Below are 25,305 nucleotides of genomic sequence, written 5' to 3' on the forward strand. Positions count from 1 at the left end.
GTTGACCGTGCAATCCCTTCAACTGGCCGTTGGTTTTTTGATCTGTTTTCGGCGAGGGTTGCTCGTGATTGTTAGTCCCTGTAATGCACCAAAATTGACTGCCAAACGGTTCCGAAGCGCTCTGGTAGCGGGCTCTGCACTGCTCTGCCTATTCAGCGCCGGCCAGCTTTGGGCATTCAATCTGGAGGATGTGTCGGTCAAGGCAAAAGAGCTGGCCGCACAAAAATACGAAGCTCCGCGCAGTAACCTGCCGAACGAATTCCGCGATATGAAATTCGCGGACTATCAGAAAATTCGCTTCCTGACCGAAAAAGCCGAATGGGCCGATCAGAAGACCCCATTCAAGCTGTCGTTCTATCACCAGGGTATGCATTTCGATACTCCGGTGAAAATCAACGAAATCACGGCTAACTCCGTCGAAGAAATCAAATACGACCCAAGTCGTTTCGATTTTGGCGACGTGAAGTTCGATCCTAAGGCCACCGAACAACTGGGTTATGCCGGTTTTCGGGTGCTGTACCCGATCAACAAGGCTGACAAGCAAGACGAAATCATGACCATGCTCGGCGCCAGCTACTTCCGCGTCGTCGGCAAGGGCCACGTCTATGGTTTGTCTGCTCGTGGCATGGCGATTGATACCGCGTTGCCATCCGGCGAAGAATTCCCGCGTTTCACCGAGTTCTGGATTCAACAGCCAAAGCCGGGTGACAAGCATCTGGTGATTTTCGCCTTGCTGGATTCGCCACGGGCGACCGGCGCCTATCGCCTGACCCTGCGTCCGGGCAGCGACACCATTGTCGACGTCAAGGCGCAGATGTTCCTGCGCGACAAGGTCGGCAAACTGGGTATCGCTCCATTGACCAGCATGTACCTGTTCGGCGCCAACCAGCCTTCGAAAGTGCTGAACTACCGTCGTGAGCTGCACGATTCCAGCGGCCTGGCGATCCACGCCGGCAACGGCGAGTGGATCTGGCGCCCATTGAACAACCCGAAACACCTGTCGGTGAGCAACTTCTCGGTCGAGAACCCGCGTGGTTTTGGCCTGCTGCAACGTGGCCGCGACTTCAGCCACTACGAAGACCTCGACGACCGCTACGACAAGCGCCCAAGTGCCTGGATCGAGCCGAAGGGTGACTGGGGCAAGGGTACCGTGGATCTGGTCGAGATTCCGACTGCCGATGAAACCAACGATAATATCGTGGCTTTCTGGAACCCGGAAAAACTGCCAGAGCCTGGTCAGCCGCTCGATGTTGCCTATCGCATGCACTGGACCATGGACGAATCCGCGATTCACGCGCCTGACAGTGCCTGGGTCAAACAGACCCTGCGCTCCACCGGTGACGTTAAACAGTCCAACCTGATCCGTCAGCCGGACGGCAGCGTTGCTTATCTGGTGGACTTCGAAGGCCCGTCCCTGGCGGCATTGCCACCGGAGGCGGACGTTCGCAGCCAGGTCAGCGTGGGCGACAACGCCGAACTGGTCGAGAACAGCGTGCGTTACAACCCTGAAACCAAGGGCTGGCGCCTGACGCTGCGCATGAAGATCAAGGACGCAGGCAAGGCCACCGAAATGCGTGCGGCACTGGTGCAGAACATCGTGCCGGCAGACCTGGCCAAGACGTCGATTCCTGCCTCGAATTCGTCTGTCGCCAAAGCCGACAAGGTTGCCGCCAAGCAACAGGAAAAAACCGACAAGGAAGCCAAGCAGGCAGAGGCCAAGCAGGCCGACGCCAAGCCGGTTGCAGATGCCAAGGACAAGGCTAATAAAGACGCCAAGCAGCCAGCGGCTGCCGACGCGCCCCCAGCCACACCGGAATCGGCACCGACTGAAGAAGTCCTGACCGAGACCTGGAGCTATCAGTTGTCTGCCGATGAGTAATTCTCAAGTACAGCCAGAGACGCTTGCCGAGTATCTGGCGCATCTACCGATGACCGACGAGCAGCGCGCGGAACTCGCGGGCTGCCAGTCCTTCAGCGAATTGCACCAGCGTTTGTCGTCGCAGGCGTTCGACGCTCCGACCGAGGCTGCCCAAGCCTCGGTAGGTCGCCGCTTGACCCTGAACACTGCGCAAGAACTGGAAGACGCGGAAATGCTGGTGGTCGACGCCAGTGGTCGGGTTTGCCTCAAGGCCACCCCGCCGATCCGTCGGACCAAAGTCGTGCCGGAGCCGTGGCGCACCAACATTCTGGTGCGTGGCTGGCGTCGTCTGACCGGTCGCACCAATCCGCCGGCGCCGCCGAAAGATGAACGTGTGTTGCCGGCGGCTCGCTGGCGCACCGTGGGTTCGATCCGTCGCTACATTCTGCTGGTATTGATGCTCGGTCAGACCATCGTCGCCGGCTGGTACATGAAAGGCATCATGCCGTACCAGGGCTGGTCGTTCGTCGACCTCAACGAAGTACTGCACCAACCGCTGCTGCAAACTGCCACTCAAGTGCTGCCGTATGCCCTGCAAACCAGCATCCTGATTCTGTTCGGGATTCTGTTCTGCTGGGTGTCGGCCGGTTTCTGGACCGCGCTGATGGGCTTCCTTGAGTTGCTCACCGGGCACGATAAATATCGCATCTCCGGTAAAAGTGCCGGAAACGAGCCGATTCCGAAGGACGCGCGCACCGCACTGGTGATGCCGATCTGTAACGAAGATGTGCCGCGTGTGTTTGCCGGCCTGCGGGCGACGTTTGAATCGGTAGCGGCCACGGGTGACCTGGATCGCTTCGACTTTTTCGTCCTCAGCGACAGTAACGACGCCGACATTTGCGTTGCCGAGCAGCAAGCCTGGCTGGACGTCTGCCGCGAAGCCGGTGGCTTCGGCAAGATCTTCTACCGCCGCCGTCGCCGTCGCGTGAAACGTAAAAGCGGCAACCTCGACGACTTCTGCCGTCGCTGGGGCGGCGACTACAAGTACATGGTCGTGCTCGACGCGGACTCCGTGATGAGCGGCGAATGCCTGACCAGTCTGGTGCGCCTGATGGAAGCCACACCGGACGCCGGGATCATCCAGACCGCGCCGCGTGCGTCGGGCATGGACACCCTGTATGCGCGCATGCAGCAGTTTGCGACGCGTGTGTATGGTCCGTTGTTCACCGCCGGTCTGCACTTCTGGCAGTTGGGCGAATCCCACTACTGGGGCCACAACGCGATCATCCGCATGAAGCCGTTTATCGAGCACTGCGCCCTGGCGCCGTTGCCGGGTAAAGGCGCATTCGCCGGTGCGATTCTGTCCCACGACTTCGTTGAAGCCGCGCTGATGCGCCGTGCCGGCTGGGGCGTGTGGATTGCCTACGATTTGCCGGGCAGCTACGAAGAACTGCCGCCGAACCTGCTGGACGAACTCAAGCGTGACCGTCGCTGGTGCCACGGTAACCTGATGAACTTCCGCCTGTTCCTGGTCAAAGGCATGCACCCGGTTCACCGGGCGGTGTTCCTGACCGGCGTGATGTCGTACCTGTCGGCGCCGTTGTGGTTCTTCTTCCTTGTGCTGTCGACGGCGCTGCTGGCGGTCAACACGCTGATGGAGCCGCAGTACTTCATGGAGCCGCGACAGCTGTATCCGCTGTGGCCGCAATGGCATCCGGACAAGGCCGTCGCGCTGTTCTCAACGACCGTCGTGCTGTTGTTCCTGCCGAAACTGTTGAGCATCATCCTGATCTGGGCCAAGGGCGCGAAAGAGTTCGGTGGCAAGTTCAAGGTGACGCTGTCGATGCTGCTGGAGATGCTGTTCTCCATGCTGCTGGCGCCGGTGCGGATGATTTTCCACACCCGTTTCGTCCTCGCTGCGTTCCTCGGCTGGGCCGCGACCTGGAACTCGCCGCAACGTGACGACGACTCCACACCTTGGAGCGAAGCGGTCAAGCGTCACGGACCGCAAACCTTGCTGGGCTTCTTCTGGGCCTTGCTGGTGATCTGGCTGAACCCGAGCTTCCTGTGGTGGCTGGTGCCGATCGTGGGTTCGTTGATGTTGTCGATCCCGGTGTCGGTGATCTCCAGCCGTGTCGGTCTGGGCTTGAAGTCCCGTGACGAGAGCCTGTTCCTGATCCCTGAGGAATACAATCCGCCGCAGGCGCTGCTGGCCACCGACCAGTACACCCACGAAAACCGTTATCACGCACTGAACGACGGCTTCGTCCGGTCGGTGGTCGACCCGCAGCAGAACGCCCTGGCGTGCTCGTTGGCGACGTCGCGTCACGGTCAGGCCGAGCCGATCGAGTGGCTGCGGGTAGAGCGGGTTCGTCACGCGCTGAAAGTCGGGCCTGAAGGCCTGAACAACAATGAGCGTGTGCAATTGCTGAGTGACCCGGTGGCATTGGGTCGTCTGCATGAGCAGATCTGGAGCGAAGGCCACCCCGAATGGCTGCAAGCCTGGCGTCAATCGGTGAAAGCCGATCCCCACGCGCCCATGCTGCCGCTCAAGCCGCTGAGCGCACAGCCTCAGTTGGCGTAATAAAAAAACCCGCGAAAGCGGGTTTTTTTTGCGCAGTGTCAGCCAACAAATCCTGCTTAAGTCCTTGTGCAAACGGGCGAGTAGTTTAGGATCCGTCCCCGAATTGGTGCGCCCGGATAATTTTTGTTCGTAGGGGTGCGTTTCCTATGGGGAACCGCCGCTTTTGCGCGCCTCACACCGCAATGGTTTTGGGGACATGATGATGAAGAAGTATCTCTCGATGCTGCTGGTCGGCGTCACGGCATTGGTTGCAGTCAGCGCGGCGCAGGCCGGTGCCATCGATGACGCGGTCAAGCGCGGCACGCTGAAAGTCGGCATGGACCCGACCTACATGCCGTTCGAGATGACCAACAAGCGCGGCGAGATCATCGGTTTCGAAGTCGACATCCTCAAGGCCATGTCCAAAGCCATGGGCGTCAAGCTGGAGTTGGTGTCCACCGGCTACGACGGCATCATCCCGGCCCTGATGACCGACAAGTTCGACATGATCGGCAGCGGCATGACCCTGACGCAGGAACGCAACCTGCGCCTGAACTTCAGCGAACCGTTCATCGTCGTCGGCCAGACCCTGCTGATCCGCAAAGAGCTGGAAGGCACCATCAAGTCTTATAAAGACCTGAACACCGCCGACTACCGCATCACCTCCAAGCTTGGCACCACCGGCGAGATGGTCGCCAGGAAGCTGATCTCCAAAGCCAAGTACCACGGCTACGACAACGAGCAGGAAGCGGTGCTGGACGTGGTCAATGGCAAGGCTGACGCCTTCATCTACGACGCGCCTTACAACGTAGTGGCAGTGAACAAGGTGGGCGCGGGTAAACTGGTGTTCCTCGACAAGCCGTTCACCTACGAGCCGCTGGCCTTCGGTCTGAAGAAGGGTGACTACGACAGCATCAACTTCATCAACAACTTCCTGCACCAGATCCACGAAGACGGCACCTACGATCGCATCCATGACAAGTGGTTCAAAGACACCGCTTGGCAGAAAGACATGGAATAAGGCCCGGTCAGACCGACCGAGTCGCGCCATTCGCGAGCAAGCCCGCTCCCACATTAGACCAAGTCGCTAGCGGGTTACGCGATCAAATGTGGGAGCGGGCTTGCTCGCGAAGGCGGCCTCACTGGCGACAAAAATTTCGGAACCCTCAGACTCAATGAAACAAAAAAAATCCCAATGGCCCTGGCACGTATTAACCGTGTTGGTGCTGATCGGCCTGGCCGGCGCGCTGTATTACGCCACCTCGCTGATGTCCTACGAATGGCGCTGGAACCGCGTGCCGCAATACTTCGCCTACCACGCCGAAGAATCCCAGCGCGCCGCCGACATCTCCACCGTCAGCGAACTGGTGCGCAAGGGCGATAAAGCCGAAGTCACCCTGCGTAACGACGCGGGTGATGAGCAACGCGTGACCGTCGACGACAACAGCCTGCAAATCGCCCAAGGCGATGATGTGGCCGAAGGCGATGTGATCGGCGTGACTCGCCATTGGGCTGCCGGTCCACTGCTTTGGGGGCTTTGGACCACGTTGTGGTTGTCCGTGGTGTCTGGCGTACTCGGTCTGTTGATCGGTCTCGTCACCGGTTTGTGCCGGCTGTCGAACAACCCGACCCTGCGCGACCTCTCGACCATTTACGTCGAACTGGTGCGTGGCACGCCGCTGCTGGTGCAGATTTTCATTTTCTACTTCTTCATCGGCACCGTGATGAACCTGTCCCGGGAATTCGCCGGGATCGCTGCGTTGTCGTTGTTCACCGGCGCCTACGTCGCGGAAATCATCCGTTCCGGCGTGCAGTCCATTGCCCGCGGCCAGAACGAGGCCGCACGTTCGTTGGGCCTCAGCGCCGGCCAGTCGATGCGCCACGTGGTGATGCCCCAAGCCTTGAAGCGCGTATTGCCGCCGTTGGCCGGGCAATTCATCAGCCTGGTCAAGGACACGTCGCTAGTCTCGGTGATCGCGATTACCGAACTGCTGAAAAGCGGTCGCGAAGTCATCACCACCTCGTTCTCGCCGTTCGAAATCCTGTTCTGTGTGGCCGGGTTGTACCTGTTGATCAACCTGCCGCTGTCGAAAATCGCCAGTCGGCTTGAGCGGAGGCTCGCGCAAAGTGATTGAAGTCCGCGATCTGGTAAAAGTCTTCGACACCCGCGGCCAAGTGGTGCGCGCGGTGGATAACGTCACCACGCAAGTGGCCAAGGGTGAAGTGCTGGTGGTGATCGGTCCGTCCGGTTCCGGCAAGTCGACTTTCCTGCGCTGCCTCAATGGCCTGGAAGCCTTCGACTCGGGTTCGGTGAGCATCGACGGCCTGCAACTGGCCGACCCGAAAACCGACGTCAACGCCTACCGCCGCGAAGTCGGCATGGTGTTTCAGCACTTCAACCTATTCCCGCACATGACCGTGCTGGAAAACCTCTGCCTGGCGCAGAAGGTCGTGCGCAAGCGCGGCAAGAAGGAGCGCGAGGCCAAGGCCTTGGCGTTGCTGGAAAAGGTCGGGATTGCGCAGAAGGCCAACGAGTTTCCGTCGCGCCTGTCCGGCGGCCAGCAACAGCGCGTGGCTATTGCCCGGGCGTTGGCCATGGAACCCAAGGTCATGCTGTTCGATGAACCGACTTCGGCGCTCGACCCGGAAATGGTTGGCGAAGTGCTGGACGTGATGAAAACCCTGGCCGTGGAAGGCATGACCATGGTCTGCGTGACTCACGAAATGGGCTTTGCGCGGGAAGTGGCGGATCGAGTGCTGTTTTTCGATCACGGCAAATTGCTGGAAGATGCTTCGCCAGCGGAGTTCTTTGATGCACCGAAGGATCCGCGGGCACAGGCCTTTTTGCGTCAGGTTCTCTAAATAGCGGCGACCTTTCGGCAGCTTTCGCGAGCAAGCCCGCTCCCACATTTAACCGGGTTTCAATTCAGTAACGCGGTCAAATGTGGGAGCGGGCTTGCTCGCGAATGCATCACCTCGGTCCTATGTGAACCGAGGCAATCGAAGATTCAAACCTTGAACCTGCCCACCAGCATCTGCAGATGCGTCCCCAGCCGCGCCAGCTCAATACTGGACGCCGCCGTTTCTTCACTGGCTGCCGAGGTCTGCTCGGACACATCACGCACGTTCAGCACGCTACGGTTGATCTCTTCGGCCACCGCCGTTTGCTGCTCGGCAGCGGCGGCGATCTGCTGGTTCATCGACTGAATTGCCGACACGGTGCGGGTGATACTTTCCAGTGAGCCACCGGCACGGCGGGTCAATTCGACGCTGCTGTCGGTCAGGATTCGGCTGTTGTCCATGATCGTGGCGACTTGCTGGGTGCCGTTTTGCAAACCGACGATCAGCTCTTCGATTTCTTCGGTGGACTTCTGGGTGCGTTGCGCCAGGCTGCGAACTTCATCGGCCACCACCGCAAAACCCCGTCCGGCCTCACCGGCACGGGCGGCTTCGATGGCGGCGTTGAGGGCCAGCAGGTTGGTTTGCTGGGCCACGGATTTGATCACGTCGAGCACGCTGCCAATCTTGTCGCTTTCGCGTTTGAGGTCGCCCATCGCGGCGGTGGAGTTGCCAACTTCGAGGGCCAGGCGCTCGATCTGGGCGATGGCTTCACCGACCACTTTGTCACCTTCGCGGGCTTGCTGATCGGCGGCGACGGCGGCTTCGGAGGCCTCTTCGGCATTGCGCGCGACTTCCTGCACGGTCGCGGTCATTTCGTTCATGGCGGTCGCTACCTGATCGGTCTCGACTTTCTGGCTGTTGACCCCGGCGCTGGTCTGCTCGGTGACTGCCGACAACTCTTCGGCAGCGCTGGCGATTTGCGTGACGCCGTCGCTGATGCCGCCGATCAGTTCACGCAAGCCCAGGGTCATGCTCTGCATGGCGCGCTGGAGCTGGCCGAGTTCGTCGCGACGCTTGGACGTCAGGTTATGAGTCAGGTCGCCGGCCGCCACGCGTTCAGCCACTTTCAGGGTCTGGTTCAGCGGAATAACGATCTGGCGAGTGATCGCCCAGGCCGCGACCATGCCAAAGGCCAGGGCCAGAGCGGTGGCCATCAGCAGCATGTTCTTGGCGTGTGCCGCATCGGTGTCGCGGACGATGGTTTGCGACACGGTGAGTTTTTTGCTGACGTCGAGCAGGATCTCGCCTTGCTCGGCCATGCGCACGAGTGCGGCGGCGCTGGCCACCTGGGAGTCACGGTACTGGCTGACGGCGGCACGGTAGGCCTTGAGCGAATCGCTGGCCTGTTGCAGATTGGCGGTGTGCTCTTCTGGCAGTTTGGACGTCAGGCTTTCGATGTTTTTCAGGGCGTTGTCGATGGCGTCCAGCGCGGGCTGTTCGGCTTCGGGTTTGGCGCTGTAGGTGTAGCCGCGAACCTGGAAGCGCGCTTGCTGAATCAATTTACTCAAATCGATCACGCTGTTGAACTGGGCGACGCTGTCACCTTGCAGCAGGGTTTTTTCGATTTCGGCGACGCGGGCGACGGCATTGTCGGCCGTAGCCCCGAGTTTGCTGCGGGCGTCTTCGCGATTAGCGCCGGCCTGAATCATCGCGCTGAACGCTTGTTTGTACTGGCTGACGGCGACCAGTTGCTGGTCAACCATCGCTGCGTCGGCCGGTTGCTCAATCAGTTTGCGCGCGGTTTGCAGACCGGACTCGAGTTGCGCAAGCTTGTCGTTGACCGCCGCCGGGCCTTGTTCGCCGCGGCGCATCTCGTAGTCGAGACGGGCCAGGCGCAGGTCTTTGGTCAGGTCGTTGAGGCTGGCGATGAACCCGAGCTTGTCGCCACGGCTCGTCACGTCGCTCAGGCCAGTCCAGCCGGTGAAGGTGATCAACAGGGTAAGCAACAGCACCAGACCGAAACCGATTCCCAGTTTGCGATTGACGCTGATGTTCCCTAGATTCTCGGCTAGCCATTGGTACATGCTGCAACTCCCTGGACCACTGATTGGTTTTGTGGGAACTGTATCGGCAGGCGCAAGAGAATCTGTAGGTGGGGAATAAATACCTGTGGCGAGGGAGCTTGCTCCCGCTTGGGCGCGAAGCGGCCACCGCTTTTTTCCATCAAAACCGTAGGTGCCGGTTTTACGACTGCTTCGCAGCCGAGCGGGAGCAAGCTCCCTCGCCACAATGGATTGTGTTGGAAGTTAAAACAGGCGGGCGAGCAGCGCGGTGACGGCGGTTTCGACGCGCAGGATGCGCTCGCCGAGCTGCACCGGTTGCAGGCCGGACTTGCCCAGCAGGTCGATCTCGTAGGGGATCCAGCCACCTTCAGGGCCGATGGCCAGGGTCACCGGTTCGACCAGGCCGCGGGGGCAGGGCGGGTAATTGCCGGGATGGCCGACCAGACCAAGGGTGCCTTCGGTGATCGCCGGCAGACGGTCCTCAACGAAGGGCTTGAAGCGTTTCTCGATAACGATTTCCGGCAGCACGCTGTCCCGGGCCTGTTCGAGGCCGAGAATCAATTGCTCGCGAATCGCCTCGGGTTCCAGAAACGGGGTTTGCCAGAAGCTCTTCTCGACGCGATAGCTGTTCACCAGCACGACGCGCGGCACGCCCATGGCGGCCACGGTCTGAAACACCCTACGGAGCATTTTCGGGCGTGGCAGGGCCAACACCAGGGTCAGCGGCAGCTTGCTTGGGGGCGGTTGGTCGAGGGTGACGCGCAATTCGGCTTCAGCGGCATCCAGGCGCAGCACCTCGGCCGCGCCCATCAACCCACCGATCCTGCCGACGCGCATGCTGTCACCGACTTCGCAGCGGTGAACTTCCTGCATGTGCGTCAACCGGCGATCGCGCAGGATCACCCGGTCGGCCGCAATGAAATCGGCTTCTTCGAGCAGCAGCAGATTCACGGTTGGGTCGCTGGCGGCTGGTCGTTGTGATCGTCAACCGGTTGGTCGTCCGGATGCTCGCCACGTTTGCTGATCAGGCTGCCAAACAGGATGCCGATCTCAAACAGCAACCACATCGGTACCGCCAACAGCGTCTGCGAGAAGATGTCCGGCGGTGTCAGGATCATGCCGACGACGAAGCAGCCGATGACCACGTACGGACGGATTTTCTTCAGGTATTTGACGTCGACCACGCCGATCCACACCAGCAGCACCACGGCCACCGGGATTTCGAACGCCACGCCGAAGGCGAAGAACAGCGTCATGACGAAATCGAGGTAGCTGGTGATGTCGGTCATCATTTCCACGCCGGCCGGGGTGGCGGCGGCGAAGAACTTGAAGATCAGCGGGAACACCAGGTAATAGGCGAACGCCATGCCGGTGTAGAACAGCGCGATGCTGGACACCAGCAAGGGCACGGCAATGCGCTTTTCATGCTTGTACAGGCCCGGTGCGATGAAGCCCCAGATCTGGTGCAGGATCACCGGGATCGCCAGGAACAGCGAGACCATCATGGTCAGCTTCAGCGGCGTCAGGAAGGGCGACGACACGTCGGTGGCGATCATCGTCGCGCCGGCGGGCAGGTACGCGCGCAACGGCGTGGAGACGAAGGTGTAGATCTGCTGGGTAAAGGCAAACAACCCGGCGAAGATAATGAAAATCGCCGCTACACAGCGCAGCAGGCGGGTACGCAACTCGGTGAGGTGCGAAACCAGCGGCATGTGCTGGTCGTTTTCGGGGAGATCGCTCATGGGGCTCGCGGCGGCAGTGTTGGGTCATGAGGGGCCGGCGCTGTCGGCGCGACGGCAGGAGCAACCGGTTCAATCGGTGTTGCTGGAACAACGGGCGCAGCTTCAGCTGTCGCCATAACCGGTGCAGGCGCTGGCGTTGGTTCAGTGGCGGCGACAGGCGCGTGAATCGTCTGTTCCCCCACATGCTCCACCGGCGTCGGCTCCTGCTGGGTCGGCGAGAAAATCTTCCGCGCCTCCTGCTCCAGCGACAGAATGTGCTCGTTGTGCAGCTGCCGACGAATCTCGTCGGCACCGATTTCACGTTCAACTTCCTGTTTGATCGCGTTGAAGCTGCGCTTCAAGCGCCCGACCCACAGGCCGGCGGTGCGCGCAGCACCCGGCAAGCGCTCGGGGCCCAGCACCAGCAGGGCAACGAGGCCGACGAGCAGCAGTTCAGAGAAGCTGATACCAAACATTAGTCAGTGCTCACACGTCTTTGCGGATCGGCTCTTCGACTTTTTGTGCCTGCACATCGATGGTGTGCGGCTGGTTCACGGACTGTGTGGTCTGTGGCTGAACGGGGGGAACCGGTTGGGCCGGGGTCACCGTTGGATCGGCCGGTTTTTCATCGTCGTTCATGGCTTTCTTGAAGCCTTTGATCGACTCGCCCACGTCTGTGCCGAGGTTTTTCAGTTTCTTGGTGCCGAATACCAATACGACAACAACCAGGATGACGATCCAGTGTTTCCAGTCAAAAATTCCCATGTTGCTGCTCCTCTCTAATAATTGTTCAGGCGGACGGGCGCGAGGCTTTCTCGGCGTGTCCGGACAGACCGAAGCGACGGTCCAGTTCATCAAGTACAGCCTGTGGATGCTGCCCCAGTTGGGCGAGCATGACCATGCTGTGGAACCACAAATCGGCGGTCTCGTAGATCACATCGCTGTAGTCACCGCTGATGGCGGCATCCTTGGCAGCAATGATGGTTTCGACCGACTCTTCGCCGACTTTTTCCAGAATCTTGTTCAAGCCCTTGTGGTACAGGCTGGCGACATACGAGCTGTCGGCGGCGGCGCCTTTGCGCTCTTCCAGCACAGCGGCCAAGCGGGTCAGAGTGTCACTCATGTTTGTGTCCTGCGGAATAGATGGCGTGCGGATCTTTCAGGACCGGGTCGACCGTTGTCCAGTCGCCGTTCTCATAGACGCGGTAGAAGCAGCTCTGGCGGCCGGTATGACAGGCGATGTCGCCGATCTGCTCGACCATCAGGATGATCACGTCGGCGTCGCAGTCCAGGCGCATCTCATGCAGGGTTTGCACGTGGCCGGACTCTTCGCCCTTGCGCCACAGCTTGCCACGGGAACGCGACCAGTAAATGGCACGGTTCTCGGCAGCGGTCAGTTCCAGCGCTTCACGATTCATCCAGGCCATCATCAGGACACGCCCGGTCTTGTGATCCTGGGCAATTGCCGGCACCAGGCCATCAGCGTCCCATTTGATCTCGTCCAGCCAGTTTTTCATCTTCGACTCCGACAGCGGGCTTCGCACTTCATTAGCCAGGCCCAACGTTCAAACAGTGTGCCAGTGGATCACACAACTGGCTATCGGCGAACGACCAGATACAAACCAACGGCCACCATGATTCCCCCGGGCCAATGACCCAGTTCGTTCAGCGGTCCGCCGGCCAGCAGAATAACGCCGCCCGCCAGGTGTGCGCAGCCGAGCAGGCGCAAGAACCAGTTATCCTTGCGTTTATGCCACGGTGGCGGTGGATCGTAGGCGTGAGGTTGGGACATGCGCTCGAGCAGGTCGCGGGCCATGTTGGCCAGGTGCGGCAGCTGTTCGAACTGGCTCTGCACGTTGCCGAGCAGGGCCTTGGGGCTGACGCGCTCGCGCATCCAGCGTTCAAGGAACGGCTGCGCGGTGTTCCACAAGTCCAGGTCCGGGTACAGCTGACGGCCCAGGCCTTCGATGTTCAACAGGGTTTTTTGCAGCAGTACGAGCTGCGGCTGTACTTCCATGTTGAAGCGTCGAGCGGTCTGGAACAGGCGCATCAGCACCTGGCCGAAGGAAATATCTTTTAACGGTTTTTCGAAGATCGGTTCGCACACGGTGCGGATCGCCGCTTCGAATTCGTTGAGTTTGGTTTCCGCCGGCACCCAGCCCGAATCGATGTGCAATTGCGCCACGCGACGGTAGTCACGCTTGAAGAAGGCGAACAGGTTGCGTGCCAGATAGTCCTGGTCTTCCGGGGTCAGGCTGCCGACGATGCCGCAATCGATTGCAATGTACTGCGGGCTCCACGGGTTGACGGTACTGACGAAGATGTTGCCGGGGTGCATGTCGGCGTGGAAGAAGCTGTCGCGGAACACTTGGGTGAAGAAAATCTCCACGCCGCGTTCGGCGAGCATTTTCATGTCCGTGCGCTGGTCGGCCAGGGTCGCCAGGTCGGTGACCTGGATGCCGTAGATGCGCTCCATCACCAACACTTTCGGCCGGCACCAGTCCCAATAGACTTGCGGCACGTAGAGCAGCGGCGAGCCTTCGAAGTTGCGCTTCAACTGGCTGGCGTTGGCCGCCTCGCGCAGCAGATCGAGTTCGTCGTAAATGGTTTTTTCGTAGTCTTGGACCACGTCCACCGGGTGCAGCAGGCGCGCGTCGGCCGAGAGCTTTTCAGCAGCGCGGGCCAGAATGAACAGCCACGCCAGATCCTGGGCGATGATCGGCTTGAGGCCCGGGCGGATCACCTTGACCACCACTTCTTCGCCGGTTTTCAACTGCGCGGCATGCACCTGCGCCACCGAAGCGGACGCCAGCGGCTCGACGTCGAAACGGCTGAACACTTCACTGATCTTCTTGCCGAGCTGCTCTTCGATCAACTTCACCGACACCTGCGAATCGAACGGCGGCACACGGTCCTGCAGCTTCATCAGCTCATCGGCGATGTCTTCCGGCAGCAGGTCGCGGCGCGTGGACAGGATCTGCCCGAACTTGATGAAAATCGGCCCAAGGTCCTGCAACGCCAGGCGCAATCGCGCACCACGGCTGAGGTCCAGCGTCTTGCGCGGGAACCAGCGCCACGGCAACGCGTAACGCAGTGCCAGCAGAAACCACGGCAGCGGCAGGGCAAACAGCAGGTCATCGAGGCGGTAACGAATCACAACGCGCTGGATGCGCAACAAACGGCGGACGGCAAGCAGCTTCATGCGTTATCGCTTGGGTCGAGGGATCGGGAAAGGCGCTCGAAGCGCGCCTCGAGACGTTCCAGATCGAGCTTGATCTGGTCCAGTTCACTGAAACGGGCTTCGGCTTCGCGCTGACCGACGAGGGTGCGCGACTCTTCCGCCAGGTATTCGCCGAGGTTCTGCCCCAGGCTGGCGAACCCTTGCTGATACCAGCGGGCGCGACTGCGCAGGTGACCGCCAACCAGTTGCGTGGCCACCGGTCCCAGCCAGCGCGAGAGTTCGTACTCCCAGTCCAGCTCCAGGTCCTGAAGGATCGCCGCCAGTTCCAACAGCACGCCGCTGTCACCGTCGAGTTCGACTTCGGGGCCATGCAGGACCGAGGTCTTGTCCTTGCTCATCGCCAGTTTCAACAGGCTCGAGGCCGGTGCACGCAAGGTGCAGTCGGCGCCGGTTTCCCAGTGGGAGGCGAGCATCAGGCCTTCATCGCTGGGCAGGATGAACAGCTGCAACGCCGGGCTGCGGCAGTCGACGGCAATCACCCGGCCGCTCAGATGCGCCAGCCGCGGCAGCGCCGTGCTGTCGAGACGCAGCACCCGGTTCAGGCCGAGTTCAACGCTGGCGAGCAGGCCGGCCAGCAACATCAGGGCTTGATGCCGCGGTGCAGAGCGACGATGCCTGCGGTCATGTTGTGGTAGGTCACGCGGTCGAAACCGGCCTCGACCATCATCGACTTCAGGGTTTCCTGGTTCGGGTGCATGCGGATCGATTCGGCCAGGTAGCGATAGCTTTCCGAGTCGTTGGTGATCAACTTGCCCATCAGTGGCATGAAGGCGAACGAGTAGGCGTCGTAGGCCTTGGACATCAGCGCGTTGGTCGGCTTGGAGAACTCCAGCACCAACAGGCGACCGCCAGGCTTGAGCACGCGCAGCATCGAACGCAGGGCGTCTTCCTTGTGCGTCACGTTGCGCAGACCGAAGGCGATGGTCACGCAGTCGAAATGGTTGTCCGGGAACGGCAGCTTTTCGGCGTCGGCCTGAACGAATTCGACGTTGCCGGCCACACCGAGGTCCAGCAAGCGGTCACGACCGACCTTGAGCATGGATTCGTTGATGTCGGCCAACACCACCTGGCCGGTCGGGCCGACGAGGTGCGAGAATTTCTTGGTCAGGTCGCCCGTACCGCCGGCGATGTCCAGCACGCGATTGCCGGTGCGCACGCCCGAAAGCTCGATTGCGAAACGCTTCCACAAACGGTGCATGCCGCCCGACAGGAGGTCGTTCATCAAGTCGTACTTGGCGGCTACCGAGTGAAAAACCTCAGCGACTTTTTCCGCTTTTTGGCTTTCCGGAACGTTTTTGAAACCGAAGTGAGTGGTGGGTTCGGCATCGCTGCCTTTGCGCTGATCAGTCATATCGCTGTCACCAGAAGAGAATGCGGGACATTCTAATCCCCAAGGCATGCTTTGTCTTGGCAAGGCTGAAGGTAAGATGGGCAACCACCGGGACGTTTTGACGCAGTAATGGTCAAGATGCTTCAGGAAAGTATCCATAACGCAGGAGTCATTCGATGGCCCGTATTAGTGTTGAGCGTGCCCACGGCCTGGGCAAGGAAGCGGCCCGCGAGAAGGCCGACAAGCTGGCGCAGAAACTGTCCGAGCAATACGGCCTGGAGCCGCAGTGGTCCGGTGACACGCTGAACCTCAAGCGCTCCGGAGTGAAAGGTGCGGTGCATGTCAGCGAAGATTCAATCCGCGTCGATGTGGAACTGGGCCTGATGATGTCGGCCATGAGCGGCATGATCAAATCGGAAATCGAGAAGGCGCTCGATAAAGCGTTGGTCTGATTTCCGATTGGAATCAAATCAAATGTGGGAGCGGGCTTGCTCGCGAAGGCGGTGTGTCATTCAGCATTGATGTTGATTGACCTGACGCTTTCGCGAGCAAGCCCGCTCCCACATTTTTATTGCGGTGCGTCTCGAAGGTTTATGTCAGTTGTTAGGGTGCCGTTTCTAATTTTTCTCCCTACTTTGTGCCTGAGCCCGACACTTGTCCGGGCAGTTCCTCAAACCTTCTGCGCGTGAGGTGCACCATGGCCAAAGTTATTTTGAAGAAAAAAATCGACGCTTCGACTCCAGCTCTGGGCGACGTCAAATCCTATGCCCGCAAGATCTGGCTGGCAGGCCTGGGTGCCTACGCCAAGGTCGGGCAAGAGGGTAGCGAGTACTTTCAAGAGTTGATCCAGGCGGGTCAAACTGTTGAAAAGAAAGGCAAAAAAGTAGTGGCCGAGAAACTCGAAGCCGCTAACGCCGAGATCGTTGAAGCCAAGAGTGAAGTGAGTACTTTCAAAGGCAAGGTCGAAGTTCAACTCGACAAGGTCGAGAAGGCTTTTGACTCGCGTATCGCAAGTGCCTTGAATCGTATCGGCATTCCGTCTAAACATGACGTTGAGACACTCTCTGCTAAGCTCGATGAGCTGACGGCATTGCTCGAACGCGTCGCGCGTAAATCTTAAGGAGAACGGGATGGCTGTTAAAAAGAACACCGAAAAAGAAGGCAGCTCGTGGATCGGGAAAGTCGAAGACTATTCCCGCAAAATCTGGCTGGCTGGTTTAGGCGTGTACTCGAAGATCGACACTGACGGCAGCAAGCTCTTCGATACATTGGTCAAAGACGGCGAGAAAGCCGAGAAGCTCACCAAGAACGCTGTTGGCAAGAAAGTCGATGCCGCCAAGGATTCTGCTTCGTCGGCCAAGTCGCGCATCACTGGCGTTAAAGATCGTGCGCTGGGCAAATGGGATGAGCTGGAAGGGGCTTTCGACAAGCGTCTGAACAGCGCCATTTCGCGCCTCGGTGTTCCGAGCCGCAACGAAGTGAAAGCACTGCACAGCAAGGTCGATACCCTGACCAAGCAAATCGAAAAACTCACCGGTGCCAAGGTTGCGCCAGTTGCGGCGAAAACTGCAGCGGCCAAACCAGCGGCTAAAACCGCTGCCAAGCCACTGGTAAAAGCCGCCGCTAAACCGGCTGCCAAACCTGCTGCGAAAGCAGCGGCCAAGCCGGCTGCCAAAACTGCCGCGGCAAAACCTGCAGCAGCCAAGCCAGCAGCTAAACCGGTTGCTGCCAAAGTAGCCGCCAAGCCAGCAGCTAAACCAGCCGCCAAAACCGCGGCTGCCAAGCCGGCCGCCAAGCCAGCAGCAAAACCTGCTGCCGCGAAGAAGCCCGCGGTGAAAAAACCGGCGGCGCCGAAAGCCGCCGCACCAAAACCAGCAGTGGCTGCGGCCAAGCCGGCCACCTCGGCCGCCCCGGTCAGCGCATCGAACTCTGCTACCGCGCCGACCCCTGCTGTGACCCCGACTGTAGCGCCAGCAACGACGCCAACCAGTCAGTCCTGATTTTCAGGGCTCAAAAAAACGCCCGGCCTGCCAAGGTCGGGCGTTTTTGTTTGTGCACGGATTCTCCAGAACACCGCAAATCCAATGCGGGAATTAGCCCTGTGGCGAGGGGGCTTGCCCCCGTTTGAGTGCGCAGCACTCACAAGATCTCTGATGCTTCAGATACTTTGGGTCTGCTTCGCAGCCCAACGGGGCGGTGCGGCGGTCCGACAAGCCCCCTCGCCACAGGACTCGCTCCCACAGGGTTTGCGGTGGTCTCAGGTTTACCCGTGTTCTTCCAGGTATTGCAATGCCATCTGCTCGGTCGCGACCTTGATCGGCGGCAGCAAGTGCGGCGCCACCAGCATCATGATCTGGTACACCACCAGCCTTACCTCACCCTCACGATCCAGAATCCGCTGGTAGTCCAACGAGAACAGCAACGTCATGGTGATCTGTTCAACCAACTGCCCCAACGCTTGCGTATCGCTGACCAACTGCCCCTGAGCCTTCAACCGCGCGAGCAATGACGCCAGTGTGCGCTTCAGCGCATTGAGCAGGTTGCGTATGCCCTTGGCCAGTTTGGGCAGGCGACCGGCCAGGTTCGACAAGTCCTGGAACAGAAACCGGTAATGCGACAGCCGTTCGACGATCAGGTGCAGGAACAGCCAGTAATCGTCCGGTGCCAGTTCCACATCGGCGGGCGGGTCGAGCAGCGGCGCCAGTTCAGACTGGAAGCGCTCGAACAACCCGAGAATCAGTGGTTCCTTGCCGTGAAAGTGGTAGTAGAGGTTGCCGGGGCTGATGCCCATCTCGTTGGCAACTTCCATGGTGGAGACGTTCGGTTCGCCTTTCTGATTGAACAACTGCAAAGCACATTCGAGAATCCGGTCGCGGGTTTTCATCCAGTCTTCTTAATGGTCGAGTCAGTGCCACGGCCAGCGTCGGCCGTGGTGGGTTGAACGTCAGCGCACACGCACGTAAGTACCGGGTGCTGCCTCCTGCGGTGGATAGTTTTGATTGCCGAGGGCCATGTGGGTTTCTTTCAGCGCGCCGGAACGTTGCTGAATCCACTCCAGCCATTGCGTCCACCAGCTGCCGTCCACTTGCTTGGCGTCGTAATACCAGGCCCGTGGATCGCTGCTCAGTTTTGGGCCTTCGACGTAGTTGGCTTTCGGGTTGCTCGGCGGGTTGAGAATGCTCTGCACGTGACCGCTGTTGGACAGCACGAAACGTCGTTCGCCACCCAGCAGCAATGTCGAGCGATACACCGCGTCCCATGGCGTGATGTGGTCGTTGATGCCCGCGACGCTGAAACTGTCGACCGTGACTTTCTGCAAGTCGATGGGCGTACCGCACACTTCAAGGCCGCCCGGGTGGCTCAGCGGGTTGTGTTTGAAGAAGTCCAGCAGATCGCCGTGAAAGGCCGCCGGCAGCCGGGTGTTGTCGTTGTTCCAGTAGAGGATGTCGAACGCTGGCGGTTCTTTGCCGAGCAGGTAGTTATTGACGAAATAACTCCAGATCAAGTCGTTGGGGCGCATCCAGGCGAACACCTTGGCCATGTCACGACCATCCAGCACACCTTTCTGATAGGACTTGCGCTTGGCCGCCTCAAGGGTCTGTTCGTCGGCGAACAGCGTTGCCGGGGAGTCCATCTGACTGTCGAGCAGGCTCACCAGATAGGTCGCGCTCGACACGCGTCGCAGCTGTCGCTTGGCCTGCAAGTGACCTTGCAACGCGGCGATGGTCAGCCCGCCGGCACAGGCACCCATCAGGTTCACCTCGCGCGCGCCGGTGATCGCCCGGCAGACATTCATCGCTTCTTCCACGGCTTCAACGTAGGTCGACAGCCCCCATTCACGATGACGCACATCCGGATTGCGCCAGCTGATCATGAACGTCTGCAGGCCGTTTTTCAGGGCGTACTGGACGAAGCTGTTATGCGGGCTCAGGTCGAAAATGTAGTACTTGTTGATCTGCGGCGGCACCACCAGCAGCGGTTTCGAATATTGCTTTTCGCTCATTGGCTTGTACTGGATCAGTTCCAGCAGCTCGTTGCGAAACACCACCGAACCCGTCGTGGTGGCAACGGTTTTGCCCACTTCGAATGCCTGCTTGGTGACTTGCCGGGGCAGGCCGTCGTTGTGCAGGAAATCGTCGACCAGATGGCTGACGCCGCGCACCAGGCTGTTGCCGCCGGAATTGAAGATCTCCTTGATCGCCAGCGGATTGAGCAGGGTGTTGGACGGCGACACGGCGTCATTAAGCAAGGCAAACGCAAAGTGCGCGCGGGCGCGATCGTCGGGGGACATAGCGCTGTCGTCAATCCAGCTTTTGACCTGCTTTTGCCAACTCAGATAGGCCTGCAGGCTGCGACGATAAAACGGGTTGAGGCTCCACGCCGGGTCGGTGAAACGACTGTCCTGCGGGTTGGTCGCGTGCAAGGTTTCACCCAACAAGACACGGCCCAACTGACCACCCAGTTTCAAGGCGTGTCGGGCGCTGTGCACCGGGTTGCGCAAGCCGTGGGCCGCCACGCTGCGCAAGGTCGAAATCAGATCCCGGCCACGCAGGCCGGTAATCGCACTCTGTGCGTTGATGAACGCGGCGGGAGTGGGTAAGGCGTCTCTCGCTGGTTTCTCGCGCATGTCTCAACACTCCTTCGTTTCAAGCCAAAAACAAACTCACTGAACCAGATCACCATAGACGCTGTTGTGGGTTGTTGCGCGGCGCGGCGTCCTGTCGGCCGATGAAGCGACTAACTGCCCAACGGCGAAGGGTGCGGATGCATCACGGCGCGCTGACGTTCTTCCTCGAGGAATTTCATGATGATCGGTGCCACCGCTTCGGCGCGGGTGATCAGGAACAGATGCCCGTCATCGATGATGTGCAGCTGGGCGTTGGGAATTCGCCAGGCCAGCAGGCGCATGTTGACCAGCGGGATCAGTGGATCGTCGTCGCCGGCCAGTACCAGCGTCGGCTGGTTGATCTTGTGCAGCCAATGAATGCTGGTCCAGCCAAGGCCGGCAAACAGCTGCCAGTAGTAACCGAGCTTGCCCGCCGAACGGACTTTCGCCGCGTGGCTGGCCGCCAGGGTGGGGTCGCGACGGAAGGCGCCGCCATAGATCATCGGGGCGATGCGGATCACGTGCGACGGCTGGATGTAGCGCCGTGGGCTGGCCATCATCCACAGCACTTTCGGTTTGCCCGGCACCATCACTGCGCCGGCCGCCGTGGCGGCCAATACGAGTTTCTTGCAGCGCTCGGGGTAGTCATACGCAAATTGCTGGGCGAGGGCGCCGCCCCAGGACACGCCGATTACGTTGACTTGTCCGTAGTCGAGATAATCGAGCATCCGTGCCGTGAGTTTCGCCAGGCCCGGAAAGCGATACGGTCGATTTGGCGTAGACGAGCCGCCGACACCGGGGACGTCGAACGCAATGACTTCCAGGTCCGGGTCCAACGCTGCGACGAACGGAAACACCAGCTCCAGGTTGGCGCCGATGCCGTTGAAAATCAGCAAGGGCGTCAAGTGAGGCTTGCCGGGGCGTACCGCCGTGCGGAGGGTCTGGCCATCCAGGTCGACGGTACGGAATATGAACGGTTGCGGCATGCTTCAGGCCCTGTGGGTTAATTCATCCCCGATCCCTTGTAGGAGCCGAGCGTGTGTGGTGAGGGGGCTTGGCGAAACGTCGCACCGCCCCGTTCGGCTGCGAAGCAGGCGTAAATCAGTCAACGCGTTCTGATTCCAGACCGCGCCGAATGGTTTTAGGTGCGCTCCGCGCCCCAACGGGGGCAAGCCCCCTCGCCACAGCTGGCTCCTACAGGAGGGCGAGGTGTGTCAGTTACCGCTCATGCACATAAGTACCCGGCGCTGCTTCGCCGGCGGTGAAGGTTTTGTTGCCGTAAACCGTTGGGGCCTTCTTCAGTTTGCCCGAACGTTCGCCCAGCCATGCGTGCCAGTGCAGCCACCAGGAATCGGTATGCTTGGTGGAGTTTTCTTGCCAGTCTTCGGCCTTGGCCGGCATGTCGCTGCTGGTCATGTAGCGCGATTTCGGGTTGCCTGGCGGGTTTAGAATGCTCTGGATATGCCCACTGCTCGACAGTACGAATTCGACCTTGCCGCCAAACAGTTGCGCCGACTTGTAGCAGGACTTCCACGGGGTGATGTGGTCGGTGGTGCCGGCCAGGCTGTAAATGTCAGCGGTGACTTGTTTCAGGTCGATTGGCGTACCGCACACTTCCAGTGCATCGGGACGGATCAGTGGATTACTTTTGAACATCTCGATCAGGTCGCCGTGAAACGCGGCGGGCAATCGGGTGGTGTCATTGTTCCAGAACAGGATGTCGAACACTGGCGGCTCGTTACCCAGCAGGTAGTTGTTGACCCAGTAGTTCCAGATCAGATCGTTGGGGCGCATCCAGGCGAAGACTTTCGCCATGTCGCGGCCTTCCAGCACACCGGCCTGATAGGACTGGCGTTTGGCGGATTCCAGGGTTTGCTCATCAACGAACAGGGCAACGTCGCTGTCCAGGGTGGTGTCCAGCACGCTGACCAGCAGCGTCAGGGCGTTGACCTTTTTCTCGCCGAGTGCCGCGTAATGACCCAGCAGCGCGGTGCAGGTGATGCCGCCGGAGCAGGCGCCGAGCATGTTGATGTCTTTGCTGCCAGTGATGGCGCTGACCACATCGACCGCTTCCTTGAGCGCTTCGATGTAGGTCGACAGACCCCACTCGCGCTGTTCCTTGGTCGGGTTGCGCCAGCTGACGATAAAGGTCTGCACATTGCTGCGCAGGCAGTAGCGCGCCAGGCTCTTTTCCGGGCTCAAGTCGAAGACGTAGAATTTGTTGATCTGTGGAGGCACCACCAGCAGGGGGCGCTCGAAGACTTGTTCGGTCGTCGGTTTGTACTGGATCAGTTCCAGCACATCGTTGCGGAACACGACAGCGCCTTCGGTCACGCCCAGGCTCTTGCCGACTTCGAATGCGCCCATGTTGACCTGGCTCGGCATGCCACCGTTGTGCACCATGTCCTTGGCCAGATGCGAAAGGCCATCGAGCAGGCTTTTGCCACCAGTTTCGAAGAAGCGTTTGACTGCCGCCGGGTTGGCCGCCGTGTTGGTCGGGGCCATGGCTTCGGTCATGAGGTTGATCACGAAGTGCCCGCGAGCGACATCCTTGGGCGTCAGGTTACTCTCGTCGATCCAGTCGTGGAGCTCCTTGCGCCACGCCAGGTAAGTTTGCAGATAACGTTTATAGAGCGGGTTCTGACTCCACGCCGGATCGGCGAAGCGACGGTCTTCGGGGGTTGGAAGCAGTTCGGATTTGCCGAACAACACGTTCTTCAGTTCAAGGCCGAAATGGGCAACATGCTTTGCACTGTGGACCGGTTGTTTGATGGCCTGCCTGAGCACCATGCGAGCAGAAGCCAGTAGATCTTTACCACGCAGCCCAACGACAGGATTCAGCCCTAAAGTGTTTTCCGAGGCTTGAGATTTCAAGTCATCGTTATTCTTGTTACTCATCTACGACGCTCCATTGTCCTGAGACGAGTACCTGAGCCTGACTGTGCAGTCACGCAGCCAATGCCAGGTACTACTGCTCGGGTGACCGTTAATACTGCATCGCTGCTTTTTAGTTCAGAGAGCCTGCAGGGAACTTGCCAGATCCATTGGTTACCCGAGTTTAATTTTTTTCGCAAGCGGGCCAATCATTGGCCCTGAGGCGAAGCATTCAAACAGATGAAATTAGAAAATGCCCTCTAAAGAGCAAGAGCCCTGAGTTAGAGCATCAGCTTGACCACGGATTCGTTCGGATCGCGGGTTTTTCCGGCGGCTTTCAGCTCGGCGAGATAGTCTTCCCAGAGTGCGTCATAACGTCGCGCCAGTTCGTAGAGGTATTCCCAAGTGAACAGGCCGCTGTCGTGGCCGTCGTCGAAGGTCAACTTCAGTGCGTACTGACCGGCCGGTTCTACCTTGCTCAGGCCGACGTTGATCTTGCCAAATTGCAGGATGGGTTTGCCGTGGCCCTGGACCTCGGCGGAGGGAGAGTGTACGCGCAGGAACTCGGCGGGCAGGTGATATTCCTCGCCGGACGCGTATTTCAGCGACAGGGTTTTCGAGGCTTTGTGCAGTTTGATGTCGGTGGGGAGTTGGGTCATGACCGGCAATCCATTTGTGTGGGTGAGCTCGGTTCAAATGTGGGAGCGGGCTTGCTCGCGAAGAGGCCTAAACATTCAACATCAACGTTGAATGTCAGACCGCTTTCGCGAGCAAGCCCGCTCCCACAGGTCCGCGTTCACCTGTAAGTATGGCTTACAGGATATAACGGGACAGGTCTTCGTTCTGTGCCAATTCGCCCAAGTGGCTATTGACGTAGTCGGCGTCGATCATGATCACCTTGCCGTCATGGGCGCTGGCCAGGTCACCGGCGCTGAACGACACCTCTTCAAGCAGACGCTCGAGCAAGGTGTGCAGGCGACGGGCACCGATGTTCTCGGTCTTCTCGTTGACCTGCCAGGCGATCTCGGCAATGCGCTTGATGCCGCTTGGATGGAACTCGATACCCAGGCCTTCAGTTTTCAGCAGGGCGCAATACTGCTCGGTGAGCGAGGCATGCGGTTCGCTGAGAATGCGTTCGAAGTCTTCCGGTGTCAGTGCCTTGAGCTCGACACGAATCGGCAGGCGGCCTTGCAGCTCCGGCACCAGGTCGCTCGGCTTGCTCAGGTGGAATGCACCGGAGGCAATGAACAGGATGTGGTCGGTCTTGACCATGCCCAGCTTGGTGTTGACGGTGCAGCCTTCGATCAGCGGCAGCAAGTCACGCTGTACGCCTTCACGGGACACGTCGATGCCGCCGGAGTTGCCGCGCTTGGCGACCTTGTCGATTTCGTCGATGAACACGATGCCGTGCTGCTCGACCGCTTCCAGGGCCTTGGCCTTCAACTCTTCTTCGTTGACCAGACGGCCGGCTTCTTCGTCACGCACCAGTTTCAGCGCTTCCTTGACCTTGAGCTTGCGGCTTTTCTTTTTGCCCTTGCCCATGTTGGCAAACAGGCTCTGCAACTGGTTGGTCATTTCTTCCATGCCCGGTGGCGCGGAGATGTCGACGCCGGCCACGTCGGCGACTTCGATTTCGATCTCCTTGTCATCCAGCTGACCTTCGCGCAGGCGCTTGCGGAACAGCTGACGGGTGTTGGAATCGGTGGCCGATCCGGCGTCTTCGTTACTGAAACCCATGCGAGCCGGTGGCAGCAGGGCGTCGAGGATACGGTCTTCGGCAGCGTCTTCGGCGCGATGGCGAACCTTGGTCATTTCCTGTTCGCGCAGCAGCTTGATGGCCGCGTCAGCCAGGTCACGAATGATCGATTCAACGTCACGGCCAACATAGCCGACTTCGGTGAACTTGGTCGCTTCGACCTTGATGAACGGCGCGTTGGCGAGTTTGGCCAGGCGGCGAGCGATCTCGGTTTTACCGACGCCGGTCGGGCCGATCATCAGGATGTTCTTGGGGGTTACTTCAACGCGCAGCTCTTCCGGCAGCTGCATCCGGCGCCAGCGGTTACGCAGCGCGATGGCGACGGCGCGCTTGGCATCGTCCTGGCCGATGATATGGCGATTGAGTTCGTGGACGATTTCACGGGGAGTCATGGACATAGTAATTGGCGGTCCTCAGGTAAAAGTGAGCCGTGGCGCGGTGGCCAAAACAGG

The 25,305-nt window shown here is 59.8% G+C and carries 24 protein-coding genes and 1 pseudogene; 8 read left to right on the forward strand and 17 right to left on the reverse strand.

Translation table 11 applies throughout. From position 1 onward, the window contains the following. Positions 1-64 precede the first annotated feature (64 nt). The 5 genes from EAH78_RS14680 (at position 65) to EAH78_RS14705 (ending at position 7,283) form a co-directional block, all read left to right on the forward strand. On the forward strand, positions 65-1,879 hold the full coding sequence (locus tag EAH78_RS14680; protein ID WP_140668325.1) for a glucan biosynthesis protein G: 1,815 nt from the start codon (positions 65-67) through the stop codon (positions 1,877-1,879). Continuing rightward, entirely contained in the window at positions 1,872-4,442 is a 2,571-nt protein-coding gene (gene mdoH / locus EAH78_RS14685) for a glucans biosynthesis glucosyltransferase MdoH (RefSeq protein ID WP_140668163.1), read from the forward strand. The genes EAH78_RS14680 and mdoH overlap by 8 nt, the downstream gene beginning before the upstream one ends. Before the next feature lie 202 nt (positions 4,443-4,644). Next, positions 4,645-5,442: a transporter substrate-binding domain-containing protein gene (locus EAH78_RS14690; protein WP_140668164.1), complete on the forward strand. Its 798-nt coding sequence runs from the start codon at positions 4,645-4,647 to the stop codon at positions 5,440-5,442. Between the two features lie 154 nt (positions 5,443-5,596). Next, a complete protein-coding gene (locus EAH78_RS14700; RefSeq protein WP_140668166.1) occupies positions 5,597-6,556 on the forward strand; it encodes an amino acid ABC transporter permease in 960 nt (319 codons plus the stop codon). Next, a complete protein-coding gene (locus EAH78_RS14705; RefSeq protein WP_140668167.1) occupies positions 6,549-7,283 on the forward strand; it encodes an amino acid ABC transporter ATP-binding protein in 735 nt (244 codons plus the stop codon). Before EAH78_RS14700 ends, EAH78_RS14705 begins: the two co-directional genes overlap by 8 nt. Before the next feature lie 146 nt (positions 7,284-7,429). Here EAH78_RS14705 and EAH78_RS33340 read toward each other — a convergent pair whose 3' ends face one another. The 11 genes and pseudogenes from EAH78_RS33340 to ubiE all read right to left on the reverse strand — a co-directional run bounded on the left by EAH78_RS33340 (position 7,430) and on the right by ubiE (position 15,638). Continuing rightward, positions 7,430-8,302 (reverse strand): methyl-accepting chemotaxis protein, encoded by an 873-nt coding sequence (locus EAH78_RS33340; RefSeq protein WP_430539938.1) that lies wholly within the window; start codon positions 8,300-8,302, stop codon positions 7,430-7,432. Then, a pseudogene (locus EAH78_RS33345) lies at positions 8,288-9,346 on the reverse strand (methyl-accepting chemotaxis protein); the annotation flags it as partial. The gene EAH78_RS33340 and the pseudogene EAH78_RS33345, both read right to left, overlap by 15 nt. A gap of 222 nt (positions 9,347-9,568) precedes the next feature. After that, complete coding sequence (locus EAH78_RS14715; RefSeq protein ID WP_140668169.1) at positions 9,569-10,276, reverse strand: 16S rRNA (uracil(1498)-N(3))-methyltransferase; 708 nt, start codon at positions 10,274-10,276, stop codon at positions 9,569-9,571. Beyond that, positions 10,273-11,067 carry a twin-arginine translocase subunit TatC gene (gene tatC, locus EAH78_RS14720; RefSeq protein WP_140668170.1) on the reverse strand — a complete coding sequence of 265 codons (795 nt, stop codon included), beginning with the start codon at positions 11,065-11,067 and terminating at the stop codon, positions 10,273-10,275. Before tatC ends, EAH78_RS14715 begins: the two co-directional genes overlap by 4 nt. Continuing rightward, a complete protein-coding gene (gene tatB, locus EAH78_RS14725; protein WP_140668171.1) occupies positions 11,064-11,522 on the reverse strand; it encodes a Sec-independent protein translocase protein TatB in 459 nt (152 codons plus the stop codon). The genes tatC and tatB overlap by 4 nt, the downstream gene beginning before the upstream one ends. A 10-nt stretch (positions 11,523-11,532) precedes the next feature. Beyond that, positions 11,533-11,811 carry a twin-arginine translocase TatA/TatE family subunit gene (locus EAH78_RS14730; RefSeq protein WP_010464483.1) on the reverse strand — a complete coding sequence of 93 codons (279 nt, stop codon included), beginning with the start codon at positions 11,809-11,811 and terminating at the stop codon, positions 11,533-11,535. Positions 11,812-11,836: 25 nt separating this feature from the next. Next, complete coding sequence (locus EAH78_RS14735; RefSeq protein WP_140668172.1) at positions 11,837-12,169, reverse strand: phosphoribosyl-ATP diphosphatase; 333 nt, start codon at positions 12,167-12,169, stop codon at positions 11,837-11,839. Continuing rightward, positions 12,162-12,563 (reverse strand): phosphoribosyl-AMP cyclohydrolase, encoded by a 402-nt coding sequence (gene hisI, locus EAH78_RS14740; protein WP_007989281.1) that lies wholly within the window; start codon positions 12,561-12,563, stop codon positions 12,162-12,164. Before hisI ends, EAH78_RS14735 begins: the two co-directional genes overlap by 8 nt. Positions 12,564-12,643: 80 nt before the next feature. Next, positions 12,644-14,248, reverse strand: coding sequence for a ubiquinone biosynthesis regulatory protein kinase UbiB (ubiB, locus tag EAH78_RS14745; RefSeq protein WP_140668173.1), 1,605 nt, complete (start codon positions 14,246-14,248; stop codon positions 12,644-12,646). Beyond that, a complete protein-coding gene (locus EAH78_RS14750; RefSeq protein WP_027922117.1) occupies positions 14,245-14,868 on the reverse strand; it encodes a ubiquinone biosynthesis accessory factor UbiJ in 624 nt (207 codons plus the stop codon). The genes ubiB and EAH78_RS14750 overlap by 4 nt, the downstream gene beginning before the upstream one ends. Further along, entirely contained in the window at positions 14,868-15,638 is a 771-nt protein-coding gene (gene ubiE, locus EAH78_RS14755; protein WP_007948968.1) for a bifunctional demethylmenaquinone methyltransferase/2-methoxy-6-polyprenyl-1,4-benzoquinol methylase UbiE, read from the reverse strand. The genes EAH78_RS14750 and ubiE overlap by 1 nt, the downstream gene beginning before the upstream one ends. A gap of 155 nt (positions 15,639-15,793) precedes the next feature. Between ubiE and EAH78_RS14760 the strand changes: the two genes are divergently transcribed. The 3 genes from EAH78_RS14760 to EAH78_RS14775 all read left to right on the forward strand — a co-directional run bounded on the left by EAH78_RS14760 (position 15,794) and on the right by EAH78_RS14775 (position 17,617). Beyond that, positions 15,794-16,069, forward strand: coding sequence for a polyhydroxyalkanoic acid system family protein (locus EAH78_RS14760; RefSeq protein WP_123435486.1), 276 nt, complete (start codon positions 15,794-15,796; stop codon positions 16,067-16,069). A gap of 245 nt (positions 16,070-16,314) precedes the next feature. Beyond that, positions 16,315-16,737: a phasin family protein gene (locus tag EAH78_RS14770; protein WP_140668174.1), complete on the forward strand. Its 423-nt coding sequence runs from the start codon at positions 16,315-16,317 to the stop codon at positions 16,735-16,737. Positions 16,738-16,747: 10 nt separating this feature from the next. Continuing rightward, positions 16,748-17,617, forward strand: a complete 870-nt coding sequence (locus EAH78_RS14775; RefSeq protein ID WP_140668175.1) for a phasin family protein — start codon at positions 16,748-16,750, stop codon at positions 17,615-17,617. A gap of 263 nt (positions 17,618-17,880) precedes the next feature. On the opposite strand, the gene EAH78_RS14780 is transcribed toward EAH78_RS14775, so the two are convergent. From EAH78_RS14780 to hslU, 6 genes are all read right to left on the reverse strand, one after another. Continuing rightward, the gene (locus EAH78_RS14780) at positions 17,881-18,501 is read right to left on the reverse strand and encodes a TetR/AcrR family transcriptional regulator (RefSeq protein WP_140668176.1); all 621 of its coding nucleotides are present in this window, start codon (positions 18,499-18,501) and stop codon (positions 17,881-17,883) included. 60 nt (positions 18,502-18,561) lie between these two features. Then, a complete protein-coding gene (phaC, locus tag EAH78_RS14785; RefSeq protein ID WP_140668177.1) occupies positions 18,562-20,244 on the reverse strand; it encodes a class II poly(R)-hydroxyalkanoic acid synthase in 1,683 nt (560 codons plus the stop codon). Positions 20,245-20,354: 110 nt separating this feature from the next. Next, positions 20,355-21,209, reverse strand: coding sequence for a poly(3-hydroxyalkanoate) depolymerase (phaZ, locus tag EAH78_RS14790; protein ID WP_123435489.1), 855 nt, complete (start codon positions 21,207-21,209; stop codon positions 20,355-20,357). Between the two features lie 232 nt (positions 21,210-21,441). Then, positions 21,442-23,121, reverse strand: coding sequence for a class II poly(R)-hydroxyalkanoic acid synthase (phaC, locus tag EAH78_RS14795; protein ID WP_140668178.1), 1,680 nt, complete (start codon positions 23,119-23,121; stop codon positions 21,442-21,444). A 257-nt stretch (positions 23,122-23,378) separates the two neighbouring features. Continuing rightward, a complete protein-coding gene (locus EAH78_RS14800) occupies positions 23,379-23,756 on the reverse strand; it encodes a gamma-butyrobetaine hydroxylase-like domain-containing protein (RefSeq protein WP_140668179.1) in 378 nt (125 codons plus the stop codon). Positions 23,757-23,910: 154 nt separating this feature from the next. After that, positions 23,911-25,251, reverse strand: coding sequence for an ATP-dependent protease ATPase subunit HslU (gene hslU, locus EAH78_RS14805; protein WP_140668180.1), 1,341 nt, complete (start codon positions 25,249-25,251; stop codon positions 23,911-23,913). Positions 25,252-25,305 lie beyond the last annotated feature (54 nt).

Source organism: Pseudomonas arsenicoxydans, from assembly GCF_006438915.1.
Classification (GTDB): Bacteria; Pseudomonadota; Gammaproteobacteria; order Pseudomonadales; family Pseudomonadaceae; genus Aquipseudomonas; species Aquipseudomonas arsenicoxydans_A.